This is a genomic window from Micromonospora sp. NPDC047521, from assembly GCF_055587305.1.
Map to the genome: position 1 here is coordinate 358,284 of NZ_JBVJGN010000006.1, position 23,278 is coordinate 381,561.

Sequence of the window (23,278 nt, forward strand, 5' to 3'; positions counted from 1 at the left end):
CGCGCGCCGAGGACGGAGTGTCGAGGAGCGGAGCGTCCCATGGCTCAGCGGAACAGCTCGGGTCGCGGCGGAACTGCGACCAGGACCAAACGACAGGCAGGTAACCAGACGCCTGGTACTCCTGGAGTCTCCGAGTCGGAGATCTCCCGGATGCGGGTGGACGACATCCGTGGGCAACTGCGCAAGCGCGGTGTCTCCGGGATCTCCGCCCTGCGCAAGCCGGAACTGGTGAAACAGTTGGTGCGATCGATGCGCGCCGGCGCGGGCCGGGGCAGCACCGGCCCGGCGGGTCGGGCCGGCGGCACCAGGGCGTCGGCGGGTCGCGCCGCCGCGACGAAGAAGGCGGCGGCACGGCCGGCGTCGAGCCGGGCGAAGGCAGCGCCGGCGAACAAGAGCGCGCCGGCGAAGCGCGCCGCCGCGAAGAAGACCACTGCGGCGAAGAGAACCACGGCGGCCAAGAGAACCACGGCGGCGAAGAAGACCACTGCGGCGAAGAAGACCACTGCGGCCAAGAGGACCACTGCGGCGAAGAAGACCACTGCCGCAACGAAGAGCACCGCCGCGAAGCGGACCACCGCCGCGCGGAAGTCGACGGGGGCCGGGAGGACCACGGCGACGGCCCGTACCGCGCCCGCGCGTAAGGCGCCGGCACGCAAGGCTCCGGCACGTCCGGCGGCGAAGCGGGCGCCCGCGAAGCGCGCGGCGACCCGGTCGACAGGGGGTACGGCCGCCGGTGGGATCCGGACCGGTCGGGGCACCGGCCGCTCGGTCCGCAGTTCGCAGGTGATCTCGTCGATCGCGGATCGGCCGGAGCGGCCGGGGCGGAGTCTGATCACCGCGAACCACGAGGTGATCCAGCGGTGGGCCCGGGAGCGCGGTGCGAAGCCGGCCACCATCGCCGGTACCGAACGGGACGGCCGGGCCGGGGTGCTGACGTTCAACATTCCCGGTTACCGGGAGAGCAGCCGGATCCGTGAAATCACCTGGGATGAGTGGTTCCACACGTTCGACCTGCGGCGGCTGAACCTGATCTACCAGGAGCAGATGCGGGACGGCCGGCAGAGCAATTTCTTCCGGACCGAGTCACCCGATCGTGAGGACGGCTGAGGTGTTTGCGGGAATGCCGCGGGGGTATGCGGCTGTTGCCAGAGAGCGAGGCCCGAACTGGGGATACTCGTCAGTTGTGATCGGCGAAACAGCCGGTCTGGGTTGAATCCAGAATCCGGGCGAACTAACTTTATTGCACCGCGCCACGCTTGGAAACGTTCGGGGGAGCGGCGGATCGATCAGATCCGCGCACCAGGCGAGGCGCGAGGGGACGGGTGGACAAACCGTTGGGGGACGGTGGCCACCTGTTTGGACCGGCGGCGTGAGCGGGCGATGCTTACGGGGGTGAGTGTTGCCCGCCGCCGCCGGCCCCACCGGCGGGCGCCCACCATGACCTTCGGGCCGTGGTGGGCGCTTTGCGTTGTGCGTACCCCCTTGTCGCCTCAGGCGGTCGGGACGCGATCCGCCGGCTCCCGGCCCGCGGCCCTACGCAGCGCGGCGACGTGCCGCTCCCGGGGTGGCCCGGCGAGCAGGTGGCCGAGCGCGGCCAGCAGCCCCAGGCCGCCGACGATGAGCCAGTGCCGGTCACCGAGGTACTGCAGACTCACCCCGCCGAGCGTGGGAGCGACGAACGCGGCGGCCGGGAACGTCAGGTAGAAGACCGACTGGTAGCGCGCCCGCAGCTGCGGCGGCGCGAGGTCGGCGTTGATCTGCGCGTTGGGTGGGGCGGCGAGCATCGACCCGACGGTCCAGACCACGGCGGCGCCGAGGTAGACCGCGAGGTCGTCCGCGACGGCGAGCACGCCGAAACCCAGCGCGAGCAGCGCGGTGGAGACCGCCAGCACCACGTCCTTGCGGTGCCTGTCGATCAGCCGGGGCACGAACAGCTGCCCGATGACGATCAGCGCGCCGCCCAGGGCGACCACCACCCCGTACGCCGACGGGCCCAGGCCGTCGGACCGCATCGCCAGCGGCATGATCGTCGAGGTCTGGAGGGTCAGGACGGCAAGCACGAAGGTGAGCCCGACGAAGACCAGGAAGGTCCGGTCGGTGAGCGCGGTGTGCAGGCCGGGACGCCTGGTCCCGCCGGAGCCGGTCGTCGGCCCGAGGTCGACGGCCGGCGCGGCCCGTCGCAGGGTCTCCGGCACCTTCCAGCCGATCACGACGGCAGCGGTCAGGGTGGCGCCCGCGTCGACGAGGAACAGGGCGGTGAAACTGGCCTCGGCGAGCACCCCGGCGAGCAGTGAGGCGACCGCCATGCCGAGGTTGAACGCCCAGAACTGGAGGTTGAACGCGCGGGAGCGGCGGTGCGCGGGCACCACGTCGACGATCGCCGCGACGAAGGCCGGGCTGGGCATCGAGTGCACGACGCCGACCAGCGCGGACAGCACCGCGATCAGCACCAGCGGTCGGCTGAACGCCAGCGCCACCATCAGGGCCGCGGTGACGAGGTGCGCGGCGAGCAGGGTGTTCCGGCGGCCCCACCGGTCGGCCAGCACCCCGCCGAGCAGCACACCTACCGCCCCACCGGCTCCGTACGCGCCGACGACCGTGCCGGCCAACGCCTCGCTCGCCCCGCGCGCGTCGGTGAGGTAGAGCGACAGGAAGAGCATCGCGAACGCGCCGGCCCGGTTGATGAGCAGGCCGGCCCAGAGGTACCAGAAGGTGGCGGGGAGCCCGCCGGCAGTGTCGTTCCACCAATGGCGCAGCGCCCGCACCCGACCTCCCTACAGTTCGGCTTCCTAACAGTAGTGGGCCGGGCGGTTCAGGCTGCGGCCTCGGTGGGCTGCGCCGCCCGGGTGGTGCCGACCGGTGCCAGCGCCTCGCCGGAGCGGCGCAGCTCGGCGGCCCGCCGCTCCCGGGCCGGCCCGGACACCAGATGGGCCACCGCCGTCAGGGCGCCGATCACGGCGCAGGCGTACCAGAGCGTGTCGTTGCCGGCGTGCTCGCGCACCAGGCCGCCGAGGATCGGCGCGCTGGCACCCGCGATCTGCCAGGAGAGGGAGAAGACGCCCTGGTAGCGGCCCCGCAGCTCGGCCGGCGACAGCTCGGCGATCAGCGTGGAGTTGGACGGCGAGTTCAGCATCTCGCCGACCGTCCAGATCAGCACGGTGAGGCCGTAGAACCAGGCGGTGCCGGCGAACGCGGTAAGCCCGAAACCGACGCCCATCACCACGGCGGCCAGCGCGAGCACGTGGGAGCGGCTGCGGCCCCGGATCAGCCGGGGCACGAAGAGCTGGCCGACCACGATCAGGATGCCGTTGAGCGCGATCACCGAACCGTAGGTGGCCGGGCTGAGGCCGTCGTCGCCCATGGCGATCGGCAGCATGGAGATGTGCTGGAGGAAGACGAGCGCGGCGAACAGGTTCAGCGCCACGAACCCGAGGTAGACGCGGTCGCTGAGGATCGTCCGCAGGGCGCCGCGCGGGGCCCGTGCCGTGACTCCGGCGGCGGGTCCGGCGTCCCTGGTCTCCGGCACCCTGACGAAGATGATCAGCGCGGTGATCAGCATGGTGCCGGCGTCGACCACGAACAGCAGCAGGTAGTCCGCCTGCGCGGCCAGGCCGGCGAGGATCGCCGCGCAGGCGAAGCCGAGGTTGATCGCCCAGTAGTTGAGCGAGAACGCCCGCAGCCGGTCCTTCGCCGGCACCACGTCGATCATCATGGCGCCGAACGCGGGTCGGGCCGCCTCGGCGAACAGGCCGAGCAGCAGGGCACCCAGCGCCACCGCCCAGAGGTCCCGGGCCAGGCCCAGCGCGAGCATCATGGCTGCCGCGCCGACGTGGGCGGTCAGCAGCGTGGGGCGGCGTCCCCACCGGTCGGCGAGCGTCCCGCCGGCGGTGGTGCCTACCGCACCGCCGACGCCCCACAACCCCAGCACCAGGCCGGCCTGGGAGGCGGAGAACCCGCGTTCCTGGGTCAGGTAGATGGCGAGGAAGACGAGGACGAACGAGCCGAGCCGGTTGATCAGAGTCCCGGTCCACAGGTACCAGAAGGTGGTCGGTAGGCCACCTGTGGTGTCCCGGAACCAGCTCCGCATCGTCCGCACGTCGTGCCCCCGCTTGCAATGGTAATGACCGATCTGACTACAGCGCCTTACAACCCTAGTGGCGCGTTGATCGGGAGGTCACCCGCTTTTTCACGTGGTGGTCGTCACGACGGGTGCCCGCGTGTCCCGTACCGGGTTGAGGCAGGATGATCCGCATGACTGCGAGCGAGGGGCCCACCATCGGGACGCTGGTCCTGCTGCGGCACGGCGAGAGTGACTGGAACGCCAAGAACCTCTTCACCGGCTGGGTCGACGTCGACCTGACCGAGAAGGGCGAGGGCGAGGCGAGGCGCGGCGGCGAGCTGCTGCGCGAGCACAACCTGCTGCCGGACGTCGTCCACACCAGCGTGATGCGCCGGGCGATCCGCACCGCCGAGCTGGCGCTGAACGCCGCCGACCGGCACTGGATCGCGGTACGTCGGTCGTGGCGGCTCAACGAGCGGCACTACGGCGCCCTGCAGGGCAAGAACAAGAAGCAGACCCTTGACGAGTACGGCGAGGAGCAGTTCATGCTCTGGCGCCGGTCGTACGACACGCCGCCGCCGCCGATCGACGACAACGACGAGTGGTCGCAGGTCGGCGACCCGCGGTACGCGCTGCTGCCGACCGAGCTGATGCCGCGTACCGAATGCCTCAAGGACGTCGTCGAGCGGATGCTGCCCTACTGGTACGACTCGATCGTACCGGACATCCTGGCCGGCCGGACGGTGCTGGTGGCCGCGCACGGCAACTCGCTACGCGCCCTGGTCAAGCACCTCGACCAGATCTCCGACGAGGCGATCGCCAAGCTGAACATCCCGACCGGCATCCCGCTGCGCTACGACCTCGACCCGCAGCTGCGTCCGCTCAGCCTGGGCGGCACCTACCTGGACCCGACGGCGGCTAAGGAAGCGGCGGCCGCGGTGGCCAACCAGGGCCGCTGACAGCACGGGAAAGGGGGGCCCCGCACCGCGGGGCCCCCCTTTCGCGTCGGCTCAGTTGCCCGCGAGCTTGTTCTCCCCAGTGATCAGGAAGATCACGTGCTCGCCGGCGTTGACGGCGTGGTCGGCGAAGCGCTCGTAGAAGCGGCCCAGCAGAGTGGCGTCGATGGCTGTCTCCACCCCGTACGGCCAGTCGTCGCCGAGCAGCACCGAGAACAGACTCTTGTGCAGCTCGTCCATGGCGTCGTCGTCGCGGTCCAGTTCGCCTGCGAGGTCGGCGTCGGGCTTCGCCAGCACCGAACCGATCTTCGCCGCCATCCGGTCGGCGATCTCGGACATCTCGGTGAAGACAGTGCGCAGCTCCGCCGGCACGGCGGGCGACGGGTGCCGGCGCAGCGCCGTCTTCGCCACGTGGTCGGCGAGGTCACCCATCCGCTCCAGGTCGGCGGCGACGTGCAACGCGGTGATCATCGCCCGCAGGTCGGACGCCACCGGCGCCTGACGGGCGAGCAGGTCGCAGACCCGCTCCTCGACGTGTCGGTAGAGGTCGTCGATCTCGGCGTCCCGCTCGATGACCGTCTCGGCGGCCTGCCGGTCGGCGGTGAGCAGGGCCCGGGTGGCCTGGCGCATGGCGGCGCGGACACCCTCGGCCATGTCCACCAGCAGTTGGCTGACGATCTGGAGGTCGGCCCGGAACTCGTCGCGCATCATCACGTCCTGTGGTCGGTCGCCGCCGACGGGTTGCCGGCGCTGTCTTGAGCAGGTGCGACGCCAACGGTAGGTGGCGCGGACGGACCCCGGATGAACCACGGTGAACGACGCCAGACGCGGGGGTGAACATTCCTCGAAGTGCGGGTGGTTCGTCCCGTTCTGTGTGGTAGCCAGGTTAACAATGACCCTACGATCGCCGGGTGGAGTGGGCGGTGGCGGTCGTGGTGGCCGTGGCGTTGGCGGCCGGGTTGGCCGTCGGATTCATGCTGCCCCGGATTCTGGGGAGGCCCGCGATAGCCGACGAGCAGCAGGCCGGGCTCGGCCGCCGGACGATCGACTCGCTCCGGGCCGGTGTCGTGGTGCTGGACAACGACGACGTACCCGTGCTGATCAACCCGGCCGCCCGCGCGATGGGTCTGCTGCGTGCCGGCGGCACCCCGGGCACGATCGCCGCGCACCCGTTGATCCGTACCCTCGCCGGCCAGGTGCGGCGCACCGGCGTGCGGCGCGAGATCGAGCTGGACCTGCCCCGGGGCCGCGACAGCGCGGGGGAGAACCCGCTCGGCGTGCACCTGCGGGCGATGGGCATCGGCAACGGTTTCATCGCGGTGGAGGCGGTCGACGTGACCGAGTCACACAGGTTGGCCCGGGTGCGACGTGACTTCGTGGCGAACGTGAGCCACGAGCTCAAGACCCCGATCGGCGCGCTCCAACTGCTCGCCGAGGCGTTGCTGGACGCCACCGAACCGGCCGAGGCCGCGGCGCCCGACCTCTCCGAGGACCTGGTCGCCGCCCGGCGGTTCGCCGAGCGCATCCAGCACGAGTCGACCCGGCTGGGTCGGCTGGTGCAGGAGCTGCTGGAGTTGACCCGGTTGCAGGGCGCCGAGCCGCAGCCGCCGGCGGAGCCTGTTGCGCTGGACTGGGTGATCGCGGAGGTGGTCGACAGGACCCGCACCACGGCCTCCGCGCGGGGCGTCGAGGTGACGGTGGACGGCGAGCGTGGCCTCACCGTGTACGGCAGCGACACCCAGCTCGCCACGGCGGTGGCGAACCTGGTGGAGAACGCCATCAACTACTCGGCCGAGGACACCTCGGTACGGGTCACCCTGCGCGGGGGTGACGAGCACGTCGAGATCGCGGTCGCCGACCAGGGCATCGGTATCGCCCCTACCGACGTGGACCGGATCTTCGAACGGTTCTACCGGGCCGACCAGGCCCGCTCACGTTCCACCGGCGGCACCGGGCTCGGCCTGGCCATCGTCAAACACATCGCGAGCAACCATGGCGGGCGGGTCGAGGTGTCGAGCACTCTTGGTGGTGGATCGACGTTCACCCTCCGGTTGCCCGCAAGTCCACCGGACGACCTGCTGGCGACACTGCCGCCGGTTGGGATCGAGACCGGTCCGGCCGAGCTACGGCAGGTCTGACAGCACATGGAAAGGAAATCCCCGTTGAGCCGCGTTCTCGTGGTCGAGGACGAGGAGTCGTTCTCCGACGCCTTGTCGTACATGCTCCGTAAGGAGGGCTTCGAGGTGTCGGTCGCTGCGACCGGCACCGATGCCCTCACCGAGTTCGACCGGACCGGCGCCGACATCGTGTTGCTCGACCTGATGTTGCCCGAGATGTCGGGGACCGAGGTCTGCCGGCAGCTCCGGCAGCGGTCGGCCGTGCCGATCATCATGGTGACCGCCCGGGACAGCGAGATCGACAAGGTGGTCGGGCTGGAGATCGGCGCCGACGACTACGTCACCAAGCCGTACTCGCCCCGGGAACTGGTCGCCCGGATCCGCGCGGTGCTGCGCCGGCAGAGCCCGGAGGTCGCTGACGCCGGCGCTCCGACGCTTGCCGCCGGCCCGGTGCGGATGGACATCGAACGGCACGTGGTGACCGTCGAGGGCGGCGCGGTGCAGTTGCCGCTTAAGGAGTTCGAGCTGCTGGAGCTGCTGCTGCGCAACGCCGGCCGGGTGTTGACCCGTGGGCAGCTCATCGACCGGGTCTGGGGCGCCGACTACGTCGGTGACACCAAGACGCTTGACGTGCACGTCAAGCGCCTCCGCTCGAAGATCGAACCGGAGCCGTCCGCGCCGCGCTTCATCGTCACCGTCCGGGGGCTGGGCTACAAGTTCGAGCCGTGATCGGCGGACTCGAAGGGGGTCCACGCCCGGCGTGGACCCCCTTCGGGCTGTCGGCGTCCGCTCAGCGGACGACCTTGAGGTTGAAGATGGCGGTGTCGAGCCGGCCGTAGAGCCGCAGCCAGAGGGGCATCAGCATCTCGGTGCCACGGGCGGTGGAGAGGTCACCGAGGTCGATCACGTCGGTGTGCCCGAAGCTGACGAGCAGGTCGGTGACGATCCGCTTCGCGTCCGCGTCGTCGCCGGAGACGAAGACGCTGTGGTCGCCGTCGGCGAGCTGGCGCGGGCGCACCATCAGCTCCGCGGTCAGTGTGTTGAGTGACTTGACGACCTTGGCCCGCGGGAACTCCCGCTGGATCCGCTCGGCCAGGGATTCGGTGTCGTCCACCGTCAGACTGGGTGGGAAGCCCGCGCCGAAGTCGAGCGGGTTGGCGATGTCGAGCAGGACCTTGCCGGACAGGTTCGCTGCCCCGGCCGCGGTGAGCGCCGGCAGGGAGCCGGTGCCGCTTGTGGCGTTGACGACCAGCTCGGCGTCGGCCGCCGCCACGGCCATCGTCGCCAGGCCGACCTCGGGATGCTCGGCGGCCCAGGCGGCGTACGCGCCGGCGCGGGTGGCCGCAACGTCCCGGGTGCCGATGGTGACCTGGTGGCCCAGCTCCGCCGTGCGGGCCGCGATGGCCTGCCCCACCGAGCCGGTGCCGAGAACTGCGATACGCATGTCGATCGATCCTCCACTCGGGCGCGGTGGCCCCGCGTCAATTGCGCGCAAACTAACAGACAGGTCTGTCTGCTACTGCCCCGTCGGGAGGCGGCTGGGCGCCTACCTTTCATCGCCTGTCGAGCTGCCCCACGAATGGGGCGCCCAGATCGGCGCCCCGCCCCGCGCCCCGCCGCGCCCCGCCCCGCCCCGCCGCGCCGATGCCGGTGCTGCTGCGATGTGGTGCGGGTGGCATGCGGTGGCGGTGGCGGTGGCATGGTGCGGTGCGGTGCCGGTGGCCTCAGCCCGCCATGCCTCAGCCCCATATCTGGGGCAGCTCGACAGGAGCCGCGGGCATCCCGAGCCCCGGGCCCCCGCGGCGGGCCCGACGAGCTGTCTGTAGACCGAGCTGTCTGTAAGATCATGCCTGCCACCAGCCACAGCGAGGGGGAGGTGCCGATGCCCGAGCGCCGTACGCCGGCAGGCTCGGCCCGGGACCGGATCCTGGACACCGCGTTCCGGCTGTTCTACGCGCACGGGCCACGCGGCGTGGGCGTGGACACGGTCATCGCCGAGTCGGGCGTGGCAAAGGCGACGCTCTACAAGCACTTTCCCCGTAAGGACGACCTCGTGCTGGCGTACCTCGACCGGGTCGACCAGGCGTGGTTCGGCGCGCTACGGGCGGCGGCCAGGGAGGCCGGCGACAACCCGCGTGACCAGTTGGTCGGGATGTTCGACGCCCTGACCGGGGCCTGCCGCCGGGACGGGTACCACGGCTGTGCGTTCATCAACACGGCCGCCGAGTCACCCGCCGGCGGCCCGGTGCACGCCCGGACGGTCGAGCACAAGACAGTCGTCCGGGCCTGGGTGACCGAGCTGGCACGCAGGGCCGCCGCGGCCAATCCGGAACTGCTCGCCCGGCAGCTCACCCTGCTGCTCGACGGCGGGCTCGCCAGCGGGGTGCTGGACGGCGACCCGGCGATCGCCGAGGCCGCCCGGCAGAGCGCCCGCACGCTCGTCGACGCCGCCCTCGGTGCGCCGGGGGTCGGCTAGAGCCCGTCGGCGGGGTGCGGGGCCACCATGCCCTGCCTCACCCGGGCCGCGCACAGCTCGGCCAGCCGCTCGTACGCCGCCGCGCCGATCAACGCGGTCAACTCCGGCCCGTACGACAGGTACATCGGCTCGGCGCCGACGTGCGCGTCTGTCGAGGAGGTGCACCACCAGTCGAGGTCGTGCCCGCCGGCACCCCAGCCGCGCCTGTCGAACTCCGACAGGGTGGAGACCAGCACCTTGGAGTTGTCCGGACGCTTGACCCAGTCCTGGTCCCGCCGGATCGGGAGCTGCCAGCAGACGTCCGGCTTGTACTCCAGCGGGTGCACCCCGTCGCGGAGCGCCTGGGCGTGCAGCGCGCAGCCGCCCCCGCCGGGGAAGTCGGCGTCGTTGAGGAACACGCACGGCCCCTCGGCGCCCTGGGTGGCGGTGCGGCGGGCCGGCGTCTTGCCGTCGATGGTGTCCTCGTCGGTCCAGTTCTTGAACCCGCGCCGGAAGTGTTGCCAGGTCGCGGGGGTGAGCCGCCGGACGGCGCCGCGGACCCGCTTCTCGTCGTCCGAGTCGGTGAAGAACGCCCCGTGCGAACAGCAGCCGTCGGCGGACCGGCCGGCGATGATGCCGTGGCAGCCCCTACCGAAGATGCAGGTCCAGCGGGACAGCAGCCAGGTCAGGTCGGCCCGGATCAGGTGGCTCTCGTCCGCCGGGTCGGCGAACTCGATCCACTCCCGGGGAAAGTCCAGTGGCACCTCTCGGCTGCGCGGGTCGCCCGGATCGTCCACCAGCACGCGGAGCTCCATCGTCACCCGGACCAGCGTACGCGCGGTGCCGTCCGCGGGCCGCCGAGCCGCGCAAACGAGTTGCACCTAGGGTCTTCACCATGCGACTGGGTGTCCTCGACGTCGGATCCAACACGGTGCACCTGCTGGTGGTGGACGCGCACCACGGCGCGCACCCGTGGCCCGCGCACTCCGAGAAGGTGGTGCTCCGGCTGGCCGAGCAGATCGGCCCCGACGGCGCGTTGACCGAGGCGGGCGCGGACGGCCTGGTCAAGGCCGTGGGCATGGCCAGGACGGCGTCCACCGGGCTGGACGCCGACGACCTCATCGCGTTCGCCACCTCCGCGGTGCGCGACGCCACAAACGCCGCCGACGTGCTCGCCCGGGTCCGGGAGGAGACAGGCGTACGTCTCGCGGTGCTTTCCGGCGCGGACGAGGCGCGGATGACCTTCCTTGCCGTGCGGCGCTGGTTCGGCTGGTCGGCTGGTCGGCTGCTGGTGCTGGACATCGGCGGCGGTTCGCTGGAGATCGCCGCCGGCATCGACGAGGACCCGGACGTCGCGGTCTCGCTGCCGCTGGGCGCCGGGCGACTGACCCGGGAGCGGCTGCGGGTCGCACCGGACAGCGCGACGCCGCCGTCCGCCGAGGCCGTCGACAAGCTGCGGGAGTACGTGGACGGCCGGCTGGAAAAGGTCGTCGACCAGATGACCGAGGTGGGTTGGGACCGGGCGGTGGCCACCTCGAAGACGTTCCGCACCCTGGCCCGACTGGCCGGGGCGGCGCCGTCCGGGGCCGGGCTCTGGGTGCGGCGCAGCCTGACCCGGGCCGGGTTGCGGCAGGTCATCGGGTTCATCAGGCACATCCCGCCAGCCCAGTTGATGGAGTTGGAGGGGGTCAGCGCGGGCCGCGCACACCAGTTGCTGGCCGGCGCCGTGGTAGCCGAGGCGGTGATGCGCCGCCTGGATCTGGACTCGCTCGACATCTGCCCGTGGGCGCTGCGCGAGGGCGTCATCCTCCGCCGATTGGATCAACTCGAACCGATCTGATCGCGGCACCGGGCTACGCTGGCTGATGTGACTTCCCGCGTTCCGGTGCTCCTGTCCAGCTCGTCGGTCTTCCCCGAGCCGACCGCGGCGGCGTTCCAACTGGCCGCGGCGCTCGGCTACGACGGCGTCGAGGTGATGGTCTGGACGGACGTCGTCAGCCAGGACGCGGGCGCCCTACGCGGGCTGTCGGCGCACTACGGCGTGCCTGTGCTGTCCGTGCACGCGCCCTGCCTGCTGGTCACCCAGCGGGTGTGGAGCCCGGACCCGTGGGAGCGGCTGCGCAGGGCCGCCGAGCTGGCCGAATCGCTGGGGGCGCCCACGGTTGTGGTGCATCCGCCGTTCACCTGGCAGCGCGACTACGCGCGGCACTTCACCGAGGGTCTGGCCACTGTCGCGGAACGGTTCACCGGGCTGCGCTTCGCCGTGGAGAACATGTACCCGGTGCGGATGGCGGGCAGGCAGTTCGTCCCGTACGTCCCCGGCTGGGACCCGACCGACACCGGCTACCCGTCGTACACCCTTGACCTGTCGCACTGCGCGGCGTCGCACAGCGACCCCCTCGACATGGCCGACCGGATGGGCGCCGGGTTGGCGCACGTGCACCTCGGCGACGGCACCGGCGAGGGCCGCGACGAGCACCTGGTGCCCGGGCGCGGCACCCAGCCCTGCGGCGAGCTGCTCTCCTCGCTGGCCGGGCGGGGTTTCACCGGGTCGGTGGCGGTGGAGGTAGCGACGCGGGGCGCGAAGAGCCGCGCGGTGCGCGAAGCGGACCTGCGCGCCGCGCTGGAGTTCGCCCGCCAGCACCTGACGGCGCCGTCCCCGGTCGACGCCTGACCCGCCCGTCACCCACCGGGCGGTGGGTCAGCTGACCGGAGTGAGGGAGTCGGCGCCGCTTGTGGGCTGGGCGGCGACAGTCACCTGCTCGCCCACGGCCGCCCGCTTGCGGGCCCGGTGCGCCGCCACGTGCGACCGGGTCGCGCAGCGTTCGGAGCAGAACCGCCGGCAGCAGTTCGACGACGTGTCCAGGTAGACGTTGCCGCACCGCTCGTCGGCGCAGACCCCGAACCGGGCACTGCCGTACTCGCAGAGCCAGACCGACAGCCCCCAGACCGCGCCCGCCAGGTACTCGGCGCTGACCGAGGCACCCCGGCTGGTCACGTGCATGTGCCAGTCGCTGGAGTCGTGCCCGGAGATGCGCGGCTGGACCGGGAACGCCTCGAGCAGCGCGTTCAGCTCGGTCACCGCCTGCGCGTCACGCCCCGAGGTGCCGTACTCGAAGACGTCACGCAGTCGCTTCTGGGCCCGTCGGAAGATCGTGACGTCCCGTTCCGCGACCTCGTCGCGCATCCAGGCGTTCTCGTCTGGGAAGAGAGCCCGCAGGTCGTCGAGGTCGTCCAGGCGGGCGTTGACCAGGTCAACGCCGGTCCGGGCGTACGCGTCGAAGTTCACGCCCCCAACGGTAGACGACTCACGGGGTGCGTGGCGCGTCGATGTAGTGCGGCAGGAACCGCGCGTAGCCGTCGGTGATCAGGCTGGCGCTCTCGCGCACCCCCACCCCTGCCGACTCGCCGTCGACGATCCAGCTGCCCAGCACCACCCGATTGCCCTCGAACTGCGGCAACGCCCGGAACTCCTGGTAGCACCAGCCCTCGTCGCCGTAGATGCCCGGGTTGGTGATCTCCTCATCGGCGGTGACGATGCGCACCGAACCGCCCTCCCGGCCCAGGAGCGGCTTGGCCACGTACTCCGTCATGCCGCGCGGCGAGTCGAGGTACGCCGGGAGCAGGTACTCGTGACCGGGGTACAGCTCCCAGAGGACCGCGAGCAGCGCCTTGTTGGACAGCAGCAGCTTCCAGGCCGGCTCGATCCAGGTGGTGGGGGTGCCCGGGGCCAGCGCGGCCGGCCCGTACGGCTCGGCAAGCATCCACTCCCACGGGTAGAGCTTGAAACAGGTGGTCACCGGGCGGTCGTCGGCGTCGACGAAGCGGCGGCCGTCCCAGCCGATGTCCTGGATGGGTTGCAGCTCGGCGCTCAGGCCGGCCTGCCGGGCGGTCTCGGCGAGGTAGCCGGCGGTCATGTGGTCCTCGCCGGACTCCTCCTCGTTCGACCAGAGCACGTGCACCAGCGGGTCGTGCAACCCGGCCCCGATCTTGGCCCAGGCGCCGACCAGCCGCTCGTGCAGGCTGTTCCACTGGTCCAGCTCGGGTCGGGCCTGCTCCAGCCAGTACCACTGGATGATGCTCGCCTCGACCAGCGCGGTGGGGGTGTCCGCGTTGTACTCCAGCATCTTTGGCGGCCAGGTGCCGTCGTACGCCAGGTCGAAGCGCCCGTAGAGGGTGGGTGGCGTCTCACGCAGCGACCGGGCCACCGCCTCGGCCGCCCACTCGGGGATGCCGAACTCGGCGTACCGGCGCTGCGCCACCACGTGCTCGGCGGCCGCCACCGACATCCGGTGCAGCTCCTCGGTGGCCTCCTCCAGCCGCAGCACCTCGTCCAGGTCGAAGGCGTACGCGGCGGTCTCGTCCCAGTACGACATGATGCCGCCGTCGGGCAGCTCGGTGTCGACGTAGACGAGCCCCTGGGACCTGATGGTGGCGTCCCAGTCCTCGCGCGGCGTGACCGTCTCGCGGCGCACCTCAACCCCCGCAGGAGGCGAGGTGGGTGCCGAACCCGCCGCGATCGGGCAGGGCCGCGGTGGTCGGCTCCGGGGCGGCGCGACCGGCGGCCGGGGCGGGCACCCGCATCGCCAGCGCGACGGTTTCGCCGCCCCCTACCGGCCCGAGAGCGCAGTCGTCGTCATCGTCGTCGTCCGAGGTCATGTTGCAGCCGGAGAGGGCGAGCGCGAGAGCGGTGAGCGCGCCGAGCTGCACGGAGGCCGACCGGAGCCGGCGGCGGGGGCGTTGGTCCACGGCATCGTTGTAGCCGATCCGCGCCACCACCGCCGCCCCGCCCCCGCGTCGAGCGGCCCGGCCGCCCCTCGGCGGAGCCCCTGGCAGGGGCGATACGCTCGGCTCATGCTCCGTTCCGTCATCCTCGCCGCGTCCCGGTCATCCCAGGTCGAGCGGCTCGTCGCGACCGCCCCGTACACCCGGGACGTCGTCCGCCGGTTCGTCGCCGGCGCCGCCACCGACGACGCGTTGCGCGCGACCCGCGTGCTCGTCGACGACGGCCTCGCGGTCACCCTCGACCACCTCGGCGAGGACACCGTCACCCCCGAGCAGGCCATCGCCACCCGGGACGAGTACCTGAGGTTGCTCAAGATGCTCGCCGGCGCGGGGCTCACCCCGGCGGCCGAGGTGAGCGTGAAGCTCTCCGCCCTCGGCCAGATGTTCGACGAGCAGTTGGCGTACGACAACGCGCGGGCGATCTGCGCGGCCGCCGACGCGGCGGGCACCACAGTCACCCTGGACATGGAGGACCACACCACCACCGACTCGACCCTTGAGGTGCTGGGCCGGCTTCGCAAGGACTTCCCGTCGACGGGCGCGGTGCTCCAGGCGTACCTGCGGCGGACCGAGTCGGACTGCCGGGAGCTGGCGTACGCCGGGTCGCGGGTCCGGCTGTGCAAGGGCGCCTACAAGGAGCCCGAGTCGGTGGCGTACCAGTCGACCCGCGAGGTGGACAGGTCGTACGTGCGCTGCATGAACATCCTGATGTCGGGCGACGGCTACCCGATGCTGGCGACCCACGACCCGCGGATGATCGCCATCGGTGAGGACCGGGCGCGCTGGTTCGACAGGGGGCCGGAGCGCTTCGAGTTCCAGATGCTCTACGGCATCCGCCCGGAGGAGCAGGCCCGGCTGGCTGGCGAGGGCTACACCGTGCGCACCTACGTCCCGTACGGCGACCAGTGGTACGGCTACCTGATGCGCCGCCTCGCCGAGCGCCCCGCCAACCTGGTGTTCTTCGGCCGCGCCCTGGTCTCCAAGAAGTAGCCCGGGGCTGTGACGACCGGCCGGGTGCGGCGCGACGGCGGGCACATCGCGTACGAGGTGCACGGCGACGGGCCGCTTGTCGTCCTCGCGCACGGCATGGGGGAGACCAGGGCGAGTTTCCGGCACCTCGTGCCACTGCTGGTGGCCGCCGGTCACCGGGTCGCCTCGGTGGACGTGCGGGGGCACGGGGAGTCCAGCGTCGGCTGGCCTTCGTACGCGCCGGCCGAGGTCGGCGGCGACCTGCTGGCCGTGGTCCGCGACCTCGACGGCGGCCCGGCCGTGCTGGTCGGCAGCTCGTCCAGCGCCGCGGCGGTGGTCTTCGCCGCCACCGAGGCGCCCGAACTGGTCTCCGGCCTCGTGCAGATCGGCGCGTTCGTCGGTCAGCCGGCGGTGAACCCGCTGCTGCGCCTGACGCAGCGGGCCGTGCTGCGCAGCCCGCGACTGTTCGGGATGTTCCACAGGACGCTGTTCCCGGTGCACCGGCCCGCCGACGACGCGGCGTACCGGCGGGCGATGGTGGCCACCCTGCGCGAGCCCGGCCGGATGGCTGCGACGCGCGGGGTGATCGCACCTGTCGAGCCGCACTGGACCAGCCGCGCCGCACGGGTGCGGCAACCGGTGCTGGTGCTGATGGGCTCCCGGGACCCCGACTTCCCGGACCCGGGCGCCGAGGCGCGGGCGGCCCGCCGGCTCTACCGCGTCGCCGAGGCCCGGATGATCGCGGAGGCCGGGCACTATCCGCACGCCGACCGGCCACAGCGGACAGCCGAGGAGCTGATCGCCTTCCTTGCGGTGTGTCCCGGTGGCTAGGGCCCGCCGGGGCCGCCCTCGCCCGAGCGGCGCGATGGTCGTACCCTTCGGCGGGTGATTGACGGGGAGCAGCGCCCGGCACCGCAGCGGCTCTGGCCGCTGTGGACGGCGTTTCTGGTGATCGTCCTGGTCCTGGGCTGCGGTCTGCCGGCACTGCTGATCGTCGGGGTGATCCGCGAATCCGCGGGCCGACCGACGATCAGCCGGATCGGCGCCTCGGCGACGGACGACCCGGCGACAGCCGTCGCCCGTGGGCTGTCCGACCGGATGACGGCCCAGCTTCAGCGGCAGTCCACGGCCCTGCTCGGCGGGGACCGCGCCGGTTACCTCTCCATCGCCGACCCGGCCGCGCACGCCGACCTGCGCCGCCGCTTCGCCGCGCTGCGCGCGCTCCAGGTGACCGTCTGGCGTGCCGAACCGAGCGGCCTTCCCGCGCCTGTCGTCGGCAAGCCCGGCGAGTGGCGGCAGTTGGTGCGCTTCCAGTACTGCTTCGTGGCACCGGGCTGCCAGCCCAGCCCGGTGCTGATCGGCACCCGCTGGCGCGAGAACGGCGACCGGCCGCTGCTTGTCGCCATGGAGGAATCCAAGTCGGCGGAGACCGGCACCCGGCCGTGGGAGATCAGCGATCTGGCCGTGGCGGTAGGCGCGCGGACCATCGTCGCCACCACGCCGGCGCTGCGCGGCAAACTGCCAGGCCTGCTCGCCCAGGCCGAGGCGGCGGCCACGGTCGCCGACGGGTACGTGGTCACCGGCACAAGGCCGGACCGCTACCGGATCTTCTACGCCGGCCGCGCCGAGTGGCAGCGCTGGTACGGCGGCGGGCGCCCACAGTGGACCGGCGGGTACGCGGTCACCGTGGGCGGTGGCCACCACGAGGTGGTCCTCAACGCGGACGGGTTGAGCAGCAGCGGCACCGACGACCTGCTCCGGCACGAGCTGACCCACGCGGCGTCCCTGCCGGCGCGCGGCTACCCGGGCAAGTTGACCTGGTGGCTGGTCGAGGGGCTTGCCGAGTACGCGGGCGCCGGCGGTCAGCCCGTCGACAGGTACGAGGGTCTCGCCGAGGTGCGCAAACTGGTCAAGGGCGGCTGGGACGGCAAGTTGGACGGCGTCACCCCGGCCGACGACGCGTCCGCCGAGCGGGTCGGCGGCAGCTACGGGGTCGGCTACCTCGCCGTGCGGCACCTTCTCGACAGGTACGGGCCGCAGCGGCTGCTCGCCTTCTTCAAGGCCGTGGTGCACGACCGCAGGACCCTCGACGCCGCAGCCGAGGAGGCGTTCGGGGAGCAGTGGTCGACGCTGCACGACGAGTGCGTGGCGTCCATCCGCGCCACCGCCGCCTGACGGCTCCCGGTCGCCGTGACGGCGAGCCGTACGATCGATTGGTGCGCAGCTCCCGCCTGCTCGTCGCCCTGACCGCCGTCGTCGTCCTCACCGCCACCACCGCCGCGTCCTGCGGCGACGACGATCCCGACCTCGCGCTGGCGTCCGCCGCCCGCAACCCGGTCACCGAGGTGATCGACGCCCCGGCGACGGTGACGGCCCGGGCCGCCGCCACCCTGACGGCTCCCGCGGACGGCACCCTGTCCAGCCTGCGCGTCCAGCCTGGACAGCAGGTGAAGCGCGGCCAGGTCCTCGCGGTGGTCGACTCGCCGTCCGCTCAGCAGCGCCTGCGCCAGGCGAAGGAGGCGCTGACCGCCGCGAAGCGCGCCGGTCGGGGTGCCTCCACCGGCGACCTGACCGGCAGCCGACGCAGCACCGACAAGGCCGCCGACGAGGCGTTCGACGCCGCCCGCAAGGCCGCCGAGAAGATCGCCGACCCGCAGTTGCGCGACGCGCTGCTGACCCAGGTGACGTCGGCGCAGCGGCAGTACGCGGCCGCCGCGCGCAGCGCCGACCAGGCGGTCCGCGCGGTGCAGCGGGGGATCAACGGGCTGAGTTCCGCGGTCGGCGCGCTCTCCGCGGCCCAGCGGCTCCAGGCCCAGCAGGCGTACGACCTGGCGAAGGCGACGGTCGACGCGTTGACGCTGCGCGCCCCGATCGCCGGGGTGGTGCAGCCGGGCGGCACCCGTGCCGGCGGTGCCGCGGACGCAGGCCTGGCCGGGCTGTTGGAGCGGGCCGGTGGGGCGGGCATCGACCCGTCCGTGCTGGCCCCCAGCCAGGGTGGGCCGCCGGCCGGGGTGGACGACGCGGTAACCGTCGGCGGTCGGGTCACCGCCGGCACGCCGGTGCTGACCGTGGTGGACACCGGGCAGTTGGGGCTGCTCGCCGAGGTGGACGAGACGGACGTGCTGCTGGTCCGCACCGGCGTACCGGCCACCGTCGAGTTGGACGCCGTCACGGGTGCCAGTTACGACGCCACCGTCCGGTCGGTCGACGTGCTTCCGACAAGCTCCGCGCAGGGCGGGGTCACCTACCGGGTACGCCTCACGCTTGGCGCGGGGAAGCTGGCCGAGGACGAGCCCGCCCCGGCGCCCCGCCCCGGCATGAACGCGATCGTGCACCTGCGGGTACGCGAGGCCGCCGACGCGGTGACCGTCCCCGCCTCGGCGGTGTTCTCCGCCGACGGTCGCGACGCGGTCTGGGTGGTCCGCGACGGCAGGGCGGGCCGGGCACCGGTGACCGTCGGCGTCCAGGGGTCCGATCTGGTGCAGATCCTCAACGGCGTGCAGCCCGGCGACCGGATCGTGGTGCGCGGCACCGACCAGGTCCGTGACGGCCAGGAGGTCCGGTGACCGGATCCCCACCGGCCATCGAGGCGGTGGACGTGTCCCGGACGTACCAGCTCGACGGTGTGTCGGTGGAGGCGCTGCGCGGGGTGTCGTTGACAGTGCGGCCGGGTGACTACGTGGCGCTGGTCGGGCCGTCCGGCTCGGGCAAGTCCACACTCATGCACCTGCTGGGTGGGCTGGACCGGCCCACCGGCGGTCGGCTCGTGATCGGTGGGCGGGACGTCAACGCCCTGTCCCCGCCCGAGATGGCCACCCTGCGCAACGAGACCATCGGGTTCGTCTTCCAGGCGTTCCACCTGCTGCCGCGTACCTCGGCTGTGGAGAACGTGGCGTTGCCGCTTGTCTACCGGGGTGTGTCGGCCCGGCAGCGTCGGGAGCGGGCGGCGGCGATGCTGGGCCGCGTCGGTCTCGGCCACCGCCTCGACCACCGGCCCAACCAGATGTCCGGCGGCGAGCAGCAGCGGGTGGCCATCGCCCGCGCGCTCGTCACCGAGCCGACGGTGCTGCTGGCCGACGAGCCCACCGGCAACCTGGACAGCGTCACCGGGGCCGCCGTGCTGGAACTGTTGGAACGCCTGAACGCCGAGTCCGGGGTCGCGTTGGTGATGGTCACCCACGACCAGGAGGTGGCGGCCCGCGCTCAGCGGCGGATCACGATGCGCGACGGCGTGGTCGTGGCGGACAGCGCCGCTCATGATCGGCCGCTGCCCGTCGATCACGGTCGACCTGAGACACTGGTGCCCGCTCCCAGCGCGGAGCCCCGGTCCGTTTCCGGAAGCGGCCCGGGGCACCCGTCCGGTGGCTCCGGTGGCGCCGCCGGAGCCACCGGGCGCCTTCCGCGCGAGCCGGGCCCGAGTCACGCCGGAGCCGACACGCGTGAGGCCGGTCGGGGCGAGCCCGAGGGCGGTGCGGCGTGAGGGTCGCCGAGGCGTGGCGGGTGGCCCTGGACGCGCTGCGGGCCAATCGCCTCCGTAGCGCCCTCACCATGCTCGGCGTGATCATCGGGGTGGCTTCGGTGGTGCTGCTGGTGGCCATCGGCACCGGCACCAAACAGAAGGTGGAGCAGCAGGTCGAGGGGCTCGGCTCCAACCTGCTGCTCGTCGTCCCCGGCAAGATCGAGGTGGGCACCGCGCCTGTCGTCTCACCGTTGACCCTCAAGGACGTGGACGCGGTGACCCGCGTGGTCGGCGATCCCGAGCGGGTGGCGGTCACCGTCGCCTCGGGGGCTACCGCCCGCGCCGGCGCCCGTTCCGACTTCACCACCGTGCAGGGCGTCCTGGAGACCACCCCCGCGGTGTTCACCCGCTCGCTGGCCCGGGGGCGCTACCTCACCGGCACGGACGTGGACACCAGCCGGCGGGTGGCGGTGCTCGGCGACTCGGTGGCCCGCGCCCTGTTCCCCGACCGGGATCCGCTGGGCCAGCAGGTGACGCTGGCCGGGGTGCGGTTCCGCGTCATCGGCGTCTTCGCGCCGCTGGGGCAGAGCCTCGGCGTCGACCGCGACGACGAGGTGCACGTCCCGGTGACCGCCGCGCAGCGGCTCTGGGGCACCCAACGGGTCGACGGCATCGCCGTGAAGGCACCGGACCGGGAGCGGATCGACGAGCTGGGCGAGCGGATCGTCGCCGAACTGAACCGGCGGCACCCGGACACCGAGTTCAGCGCGGTCACCCAGCAGCAGATCCTCGGGGTGCTCGGCGACATCCTCGGTGTCCTCACCGGGGTGCTCGCGGCCATCGCCGGCATCTCACTGCTCGTCGGTGGGGTCGGCGTCTCGAACATCATGCTGGTGAGCGTCCGGGAACGCACCCGGGAGATCGGGCTGCGCAAGGCCGTCGGCGCCCGCCCGAGGGACATCGGCGTGCAGTTCCTGCTGGAGGCCGTGCTGCTCACCACGATCGGCGGGCTGACCGGGATGGCGTTGGGAGTCGGCACCGCGCTGCTGGTGGACGCTCTGTCGCCGATCCCGGCGGCGATCACCTGGTGGTCGCTGGCGCTCGCCTTCGGCGTGTCGGCGGCCGTGGGCATCGTGTTCGGGGTGGTCCCCGCGCAGCGCGCCGGCCGGCTCGACCCGGTGGTCGCGCTGCGCGCCGAGTGACCCAACCGGACGACGGGCGCGGTGGGGGAGGTAACGGCAGGCCGGATCGGGTGAACCGGCGACCAAAACATGATCAGTTGTACGAAGGGATCGCGCCGGTCACAGCGGCCCCGCTACCGTACTGGTAACACGCGCGTCGCCGCCCGGCCCGGAGCATCCGTCGGGTTGGCACGCGCCGGGCATGGGATGGGTCGGTGAGCCATGGCCGGGTCACAGTCCGACGGACGGCTGTCGGAGGTCAAGTTCCTGACCGTCGCCGAGGTGGCAACGGTCATGCGGGTGTCGAAGATGACCGTCTATCGCCTCGTGCACAGCGGTGAGCTCACCGCCGTCCGGGTCGGCCGGTCCTTCCGGGTGCCCGAGCACGCGGTCCACGAATATCTTCGGGGCGCCTTTCAGGAGACCGCCTGAGCCACCGGCGCGCCGATCGAGTGCGACGTGAGCGGCATCGACGGGGGCGCGTTGGTCCTGCTGACGCTCTCCAGCTACCCTGGAGCCCGACCGAGACCCCACCGGTGCTCCCTGCCGCCCAGACTGGTCCGGTCCGTTGTCCGCAAGCGGTCGCCGTCGCCACCTGCGTGGTGTCATCCGGTCCGCCCCGCACGTTGTATCGAAAGGCTGTCGTATGGGCTCGGTGGTCAAGAAGCGCCGTAAGCGCATGGCTAAGAAGAAGCACCGCAAGCTGCTGCGCAAGACCCGCGTCCAGCGTCGCCGTCTCGGCAAGTGATCGCCGCCGGGCTGGGCGGACAGGCCGGCGGCACATGCTGCGCCGGAGTTCCGGCGGCCCGGCGTCCGGCGTCACTTGCCAAACTGTCGACCTCCGGAGGCTCAGGTGATCAGGCCGTGGTCGTCCCGGCTCGATCTCTCCTGCCGGCGTAGGTGCGTCAGATGACCCCCGGTAGCACCTCAGGTGCGCCGGGGGTCGTCGTCGTCACCGGGGTGAGCCGCTACCTGGGTGCCCACGTGGCGGCCCGCCTGGCAGCCGACCCACGGATCGAGCGGGTCATCGGGGTGGACGCCCCGGAGGCCGGCGCCGAGTTCACCGACCTGCTGGACCGGGTCGAACGGATCCGCGTCGACGCCGGCTCGCTCGGCGGAATCCTCGCCGACCTGGACGTCGACGCGGTGGTGCACCTCGCGCTGGTCAGCGCCCCCGACCCGCAGCTCGGCGGCCGGTCGGGCATGAAGGACCAGAACGTCATCGGCACGATGCAGCTGCTCGCCGCCTGTCAACGGGCGCCCCGGCTGCGCAAGCTCGTGGTCCGCTCCTCCACCGCCGCGTACGGGGTGTCGTTCCGGGACCCGGCCGTGTTCACCGAGGAGACCGAGCCGCGTGAGGTGCCGCGCGGCGGCTTCGGCCGCGACATCCTGGACGTCGAGGGGTACGTTCGCGGCTTCCGCCGCCGCCGGCCCGACGTCACGGCGACGGTGCTGCGGTTCGCCCCGTTCATCGGCTCGACCGCCGACACCACGTTGACCCGCTACTTCTCGCAGCCGTTCGTGCCCACCGTCTTCGGCCGCGACCCGCGCCTGCAGTTCCTGCACTTCGACGACGCGTTGGAGGTGCTGCACCGGTCGATCGTGGAGGACCACCCCGGCACGTACAACGTGGCGGGTCCGGGCGTGTTGTCGCTGTCCCAGGCGATCCGGCGGGCCGGTCGGGTGGCCGTACCGGTGCTGGAGCCGGGGCTCTCGGGCGCCGCCGCGCTGGCCCGCAACATGGGCTTCGGCAGGTACGGCCTGGACCAGGTCGACCTCTTCGTGCACGGCCGCGTCGTCGACACGACCCGGTTGGAGCAGGAGTACGGCTTCACGCCCCGCTCCACCGCCGCCGCGTTCGACGACTTCATCCGCGCCCACCACGGCGGGGTGGTGGTCACCCGGGGACAGTTGGCCACCGCCGAGCAGCTCGTCCTGGACGGCATCCGTCAGGTCCGTGACGCGGTGCGGGAGCGGTCGTCGTGAGCGAGGGTGGCAGCGTGACCGGGCCGGGGCAGGAGCCGCAGGGGATCGGCCGGTTCGACGTACCGCAGGGGGTGCCCGCGCTGGACGCGGAACCGGCGCGGCGCAATGGACACCGACCGGCGGCCGAGGTCGCCCCGACCGCGATCCCGAAGCCGGCCGACGAGGTCGACACCGCGGCCACCGACGAGCCGGCGGGTGGTGACCCGGCCACCGACGAGCCGGCGGCCACGGGTGGCGAGCCGGCCACCGGCGGGAGGCCCGGCGGCACCCGGCCGGCCGTCCCGGACCGGCCGGCTGACCAGTGGGACCG

The 23,278-nt window shown here is 72.4% G+C and carries 24 protein-coding genes; 16 read left to right on the forward strand and 8 right to left on the reverse strand.

Annotation, left to right across the window (positions count from 1 at the left end):
* Positions 1–150: 150 nt before the first annotated feature.
* A complete protein-coding gene (locus ACZ6N8_RS16725) occupies positions 151–1,107 on the forward strand; it encodes a hypothetical protein (RefSeq protein WP_466010807.1) in 957 nt (318 codons plus the stop codon).
* A gap of 383 nt (positions 1,108–1,490) precedes the next feature.
* On the opposite strand, the gene ACZ6N8_RS16730 is transcribed toward ACZ6N8_RS16725, so the two are convergent.
* Together ACZ6N8_RS16730 and ACZ6N8_RS16735 are read right to left on the reverse strand one after the other, a co-directional pair.
* A complete protein-coding gene (locus ACZ6N8_RS16730) occupies positions 1,491–2,765 on the reverse strand; it encodes an MFS transporter (RefSeq protein ID WP_466010809.1) in 1,275 nt (424 codons plus the stop codon).
* Between the two features lie 47 nt (positions 2,766–2,812).
* Positions 2,813–4,096 (reverse strand): MDR family MFS transporter, encoded by a 1,284-nt coding sequence (locus tag ACZ6N8_RS16735; RefSeq protein ID WP_466010811.1) that lies wholly within the window; start codon positions 4,094–4,096, stop codon positions 2,813–2,815.
* A 155-nt stretch (positions 4,097–4,251) separates the two neighbouring features.
* Here ACZ6N8_RS16735 and ACZ6N8_RS16740 point away from each other — a divergent pair, with 155 nt between their 5' ends.
* Complete coding sequence (locus ACZ6N8_RS16740; RefSeq protein ID WP_466010813.1) at positions 4,252–5,019, forward strand: phosphoglyceromutase; 768 nt, start codon at positions 4,252–4,254, stop codon at positions 5,017–5,019.
* A 51-nt stretch (positions 5,020–5,070) separates the two neighbouring features.
* Here ACZ6N8_RS16740 and phoU read toward each other — a convergent pair whose 3' ends face one another.
* Positions 5,071–5,724, reverse strand: coding sequence for a phosphate signaling complex protein PhoU (gene phoU, locus ACZ6N8_RS16745; RefSeq protein ID WP_466010815.1), 654 nt, complete (start codon positions 5,722–5,724; stop codon positions 5,071–5,073).
* Positions 5,725–5,990: 266 nt separating this feature from the next.
* Between phoU and ACZ6N8_RS16750 the strand changes: the two genes are divergently transcribed.
* A complete protein-coding gene (locus ACZ6N8_RS16750; RefSeq protein ID WP_466010914.1) occupies positions 5,991–7,154 on the forward strand; it encodes a sensor histidine kinase in 1,164 nt (387 codons plus the stop codon).
* Positions 7,155–7,178: 24 nt separating this feature from the next.
* Positions 7,179–7,862: a response regulator transcription factor gene (locus ACZ6N8_RS16755; RefSeq protein ID WP_139587906.1), complete on the forward strand. Its 684-nt coding sequence runs from the start codon at positions 7,179–7,181 to the stop codon at positions 7,860–7,862.
* Positions 7,863–7,923: 61 nt separating this feature from the next.
* Here ACZ6N8_RS16755 and ACZ6N8_RS16760 read toward each other — a convergent pair whose 3' ends face one another.
* A complete protein-coding gene (locus tag ACZ6N8_RS16760; protein WP_466010817.1) occupies positions 7,924–8,577 on the reverse strand; it encodes an NADPH-dependent F420 reductase in 654 nt (217 codons plus the stop codon).
* 402 nt (positions 8,578–8,979) lie between these two features.
* Between ACZ6N8_RS16760 and ACZ6N8_RS16765 the strand changes: the two genes are divergently transcribed.
* The gene (locus tag ACZ6N8_RS16765) at positions 8,980–9,609 is read left to right on the forward strand and encodes a TetR/AcrR family transcriptional regulator (protein ID WP_466010818.1); all 630 of its coding nucleotides are present in this window, start codon (positions 8,980–8,982) and stop codon (positions 9,607–9,609) included.
* On the opposite strand, the gene ACZ6N8_RS16770 is transcribed toward ACZ6N8_RS16765, so the two are convergent.
* The gene (locus ACZ6N8_RS16770) at positions 9,606–10,403 is read right to left on the reverse strand and encodes a DUF3109 family protein (RefSeq protein WP_466010916.1); all 798 of its coding nucleotides are present in this window, start codon (positions 10,401–10,403) and stop codon (positions 9,606–9,608) included. The genes ACZ6N8_RS16765 and ACZ6N8_RS16770 overlap by 4 nt on opposite strands.
* Before the next feature lie 80 nt (positions 10,404–10,483).
* Here ACZ6N8_RS16770 and ACZ6N8_RS16775 point away from each other — a divergent pair, with 80 nt between their 5' ends.
* Both ACZ6N8_RS16775 and ACZ6N8_RS16780 read left to right on the forward strand, forming a co-directional pair.
* Positions 10,484–11,428: a Ppx/GppA phosphatase family protein gene (locus ACZ6N8_RS16775; protein ID WP_466010820.1), complete on the forward strand. Its 945-nt coding sequence runs from the start codon at positions 10,484–10,486 to the stop codon at positions 11,426–11,428.
* 27 nt (positions 11,429–11,455) lie between these two features.
* On the forward strand, positions 11,456–12,262 hold the full coding sequence (locus tag ACZ6N8_RS16780) for a sugar phosphate isomerase/epimerase family protein (protein ID WP_387115179.1): 807 nt from the start codon (positions 11,456–11,458) through the stop codon (positions 12,260–12,262).
* A gap of 27 nt (positions 12,263–12,289) precedes the next feature.
* Here ACZ6N8_RS16780 and ACZ6N8_RS16785 read toward each other — a convergent pair whose 3' ends face one another.
* From ACZ6N8_RS16785 to ACZ6N8_RS16795, 3 genes are read right to left on the reverse strand one after another with little or no spacing between them, the layout of a single operon-like run.
* Positions 12,290–12,877 (reverse strand): CGNR zinc finger domain-containing protein, encoded by a 588-nt coding sequence (locus ACZ6N8_RS16785; RefSeq protein WP_364373046.1) that lies wholly within the window; start codon positions 12,875–12,877, stop codon positions 12,290–12,292.
* A gap of 19 nt (positions 12,878–12,896) precedes the next feature.
* On the reverse strand, positions 12,897–14,063 hold the full coding sequence (locus ACZ6N8_RS16790; protein WP_466010822.1) for a glutathionylspermidine synthase family protein: 1,167 nt from the start codon (positions 14,061–14,063) through the stop codon (positions 12,897–12,899).
* 1 nt (position 14,064) lies between these two features.
* On the reverse strand, positions 14,065–14,337 hold the full coding sequence (locus ACZ6N8_RS16795) for a hypothetical protein (protein WP_466010824.1): 273 nt from the start codon (positions 14,335–14,337) through the stop codon (positions 14,065–14,067).
* Positions 14,338–14,442: 105 nt separating this feature from the next.
* On the opposite strand from ACZ6N8_RS16795, the gene ACZ6N8_RS16800 reads away from it, so the two are divergent.
* From ACZ6N8_RS16800 to ACZ6N8_RS16840, 9 genes are all read left to right on the forward strand, one after another.
* On the forward strand, positions 14,443–15,363 hold the full coding sequence (locus ACZ6N8_RS16800) for a proline dehydrogenase family protein (RefSeq protein ID WP_466010826.1): 921 nt from the start codon (positions 14,443–14,445) through the stop codon (positions 15,361–15,363).
* A 9-nt stretch (positions 15,364–15,372) separates the two neighbouring features.
* Positions 15,373–16,173, forward strand: coding sequence for an alpha/beta fold hydrolase (locus tag ACZ6N8_RS16805; RefSeq protein ID WP_466010827.1), 801 nt, complete (start codon positions 15,373–15,375; stop codon positions 16,171–16,173).
* Between the two features lie 54 nt (positions 16,174–16,227).
* Positions 16,228–17,517 carry a hypothetical protein gene (locus ACZ6N8_RS16810; RefSeq protein WP_466010829.1) on the forward strand — a complete coding sequence of 430 codons (1,290 nt, stop codon included), beginning with the start codon at positions 16,228–16,230 and terminating at the stop codon, positions 17,515–17,517.
* Entirely contained in the window at positions 17,514–18,908 is a 1,395-nt protein-coding gene (locus tag ACZ6N8_RS16815) for an efflux RND transporter periplasmic adaptor subunit (protein WP_466010918.1), read from the forward strand. The genes ACZ6N8_RS16810 and ACZ6N8_RS16815 overlap by 4 nt, the downstream gene beginning before the upstream one ends.
* Positions 18,905–19,822: an ABC transporter ATP-binding protein gene (locus ACZ6N8_RS16820; protein WP_466010831.1), complete on the forward strand. Its 918-nt coding sequence runs from the start codon at positions 18,905–18,907 to the stop codon at positions 19,820–19,822. Before ACZ6N8_RS16815 ends, ACZ6N8_RS16820 begins: the two co-directional genes overlap by 4 nt.
* Complete coding sequence (locus ACZ6N8_RS16825) at positions 19,819–21,003, forward strand: ABC transporter permease (protein ID WP_357985371.1); 1,185 nt, start codon at positions 19,819–19,821, stop codon at positions 21,001–21,003. Before ACZ6N8_RS16820 ends, ACZ6N8_RS16825 begins: the two co-directional genes overlap by 4 nt.
* A gap of 201 nt (positions 21,004–21,204) precedes the next feature.
* Positions 21,205–21,414, forward strand: a complete 210-nt coding sequence (locus ACZ6N8_RS16830) for a helix-turn-helix domain-containing protein (RefSeq protein WP_007465625.1) — start codon at positions 21,205–21,207, stop codon at positions 21,412–21,414.
* 214 nt (positions 21,415–21,628) lie between these two features.
* Positions 21,629–21,730 (forward strand): 30S ribosomal protein bS22, encoded by a 102-nt coding sequence (locus ACZ6N8_RS16835; RefSeq protein WP_007465623.1) that lies wholly within the window; start codon positions 21,629–21,631, stop codon positions 21,728–21,730.
* Between the two features lie 161 nt (positions 21,731–21,891).
* Positions 21,892–22,968, forward strand: coding sequence for an NAD-dependent epimerase/dehydratase family protein (locus ACZ6N8_RS16840; RefSeq protein WP_387115200.1), 1,077 nt, complete (start codon positions 21,892–21,894; stop codon positions 22,966–22,968).
* The last annotated feature ends 310 nt before the right edge of the window (positions 22,969–23,278 follow it).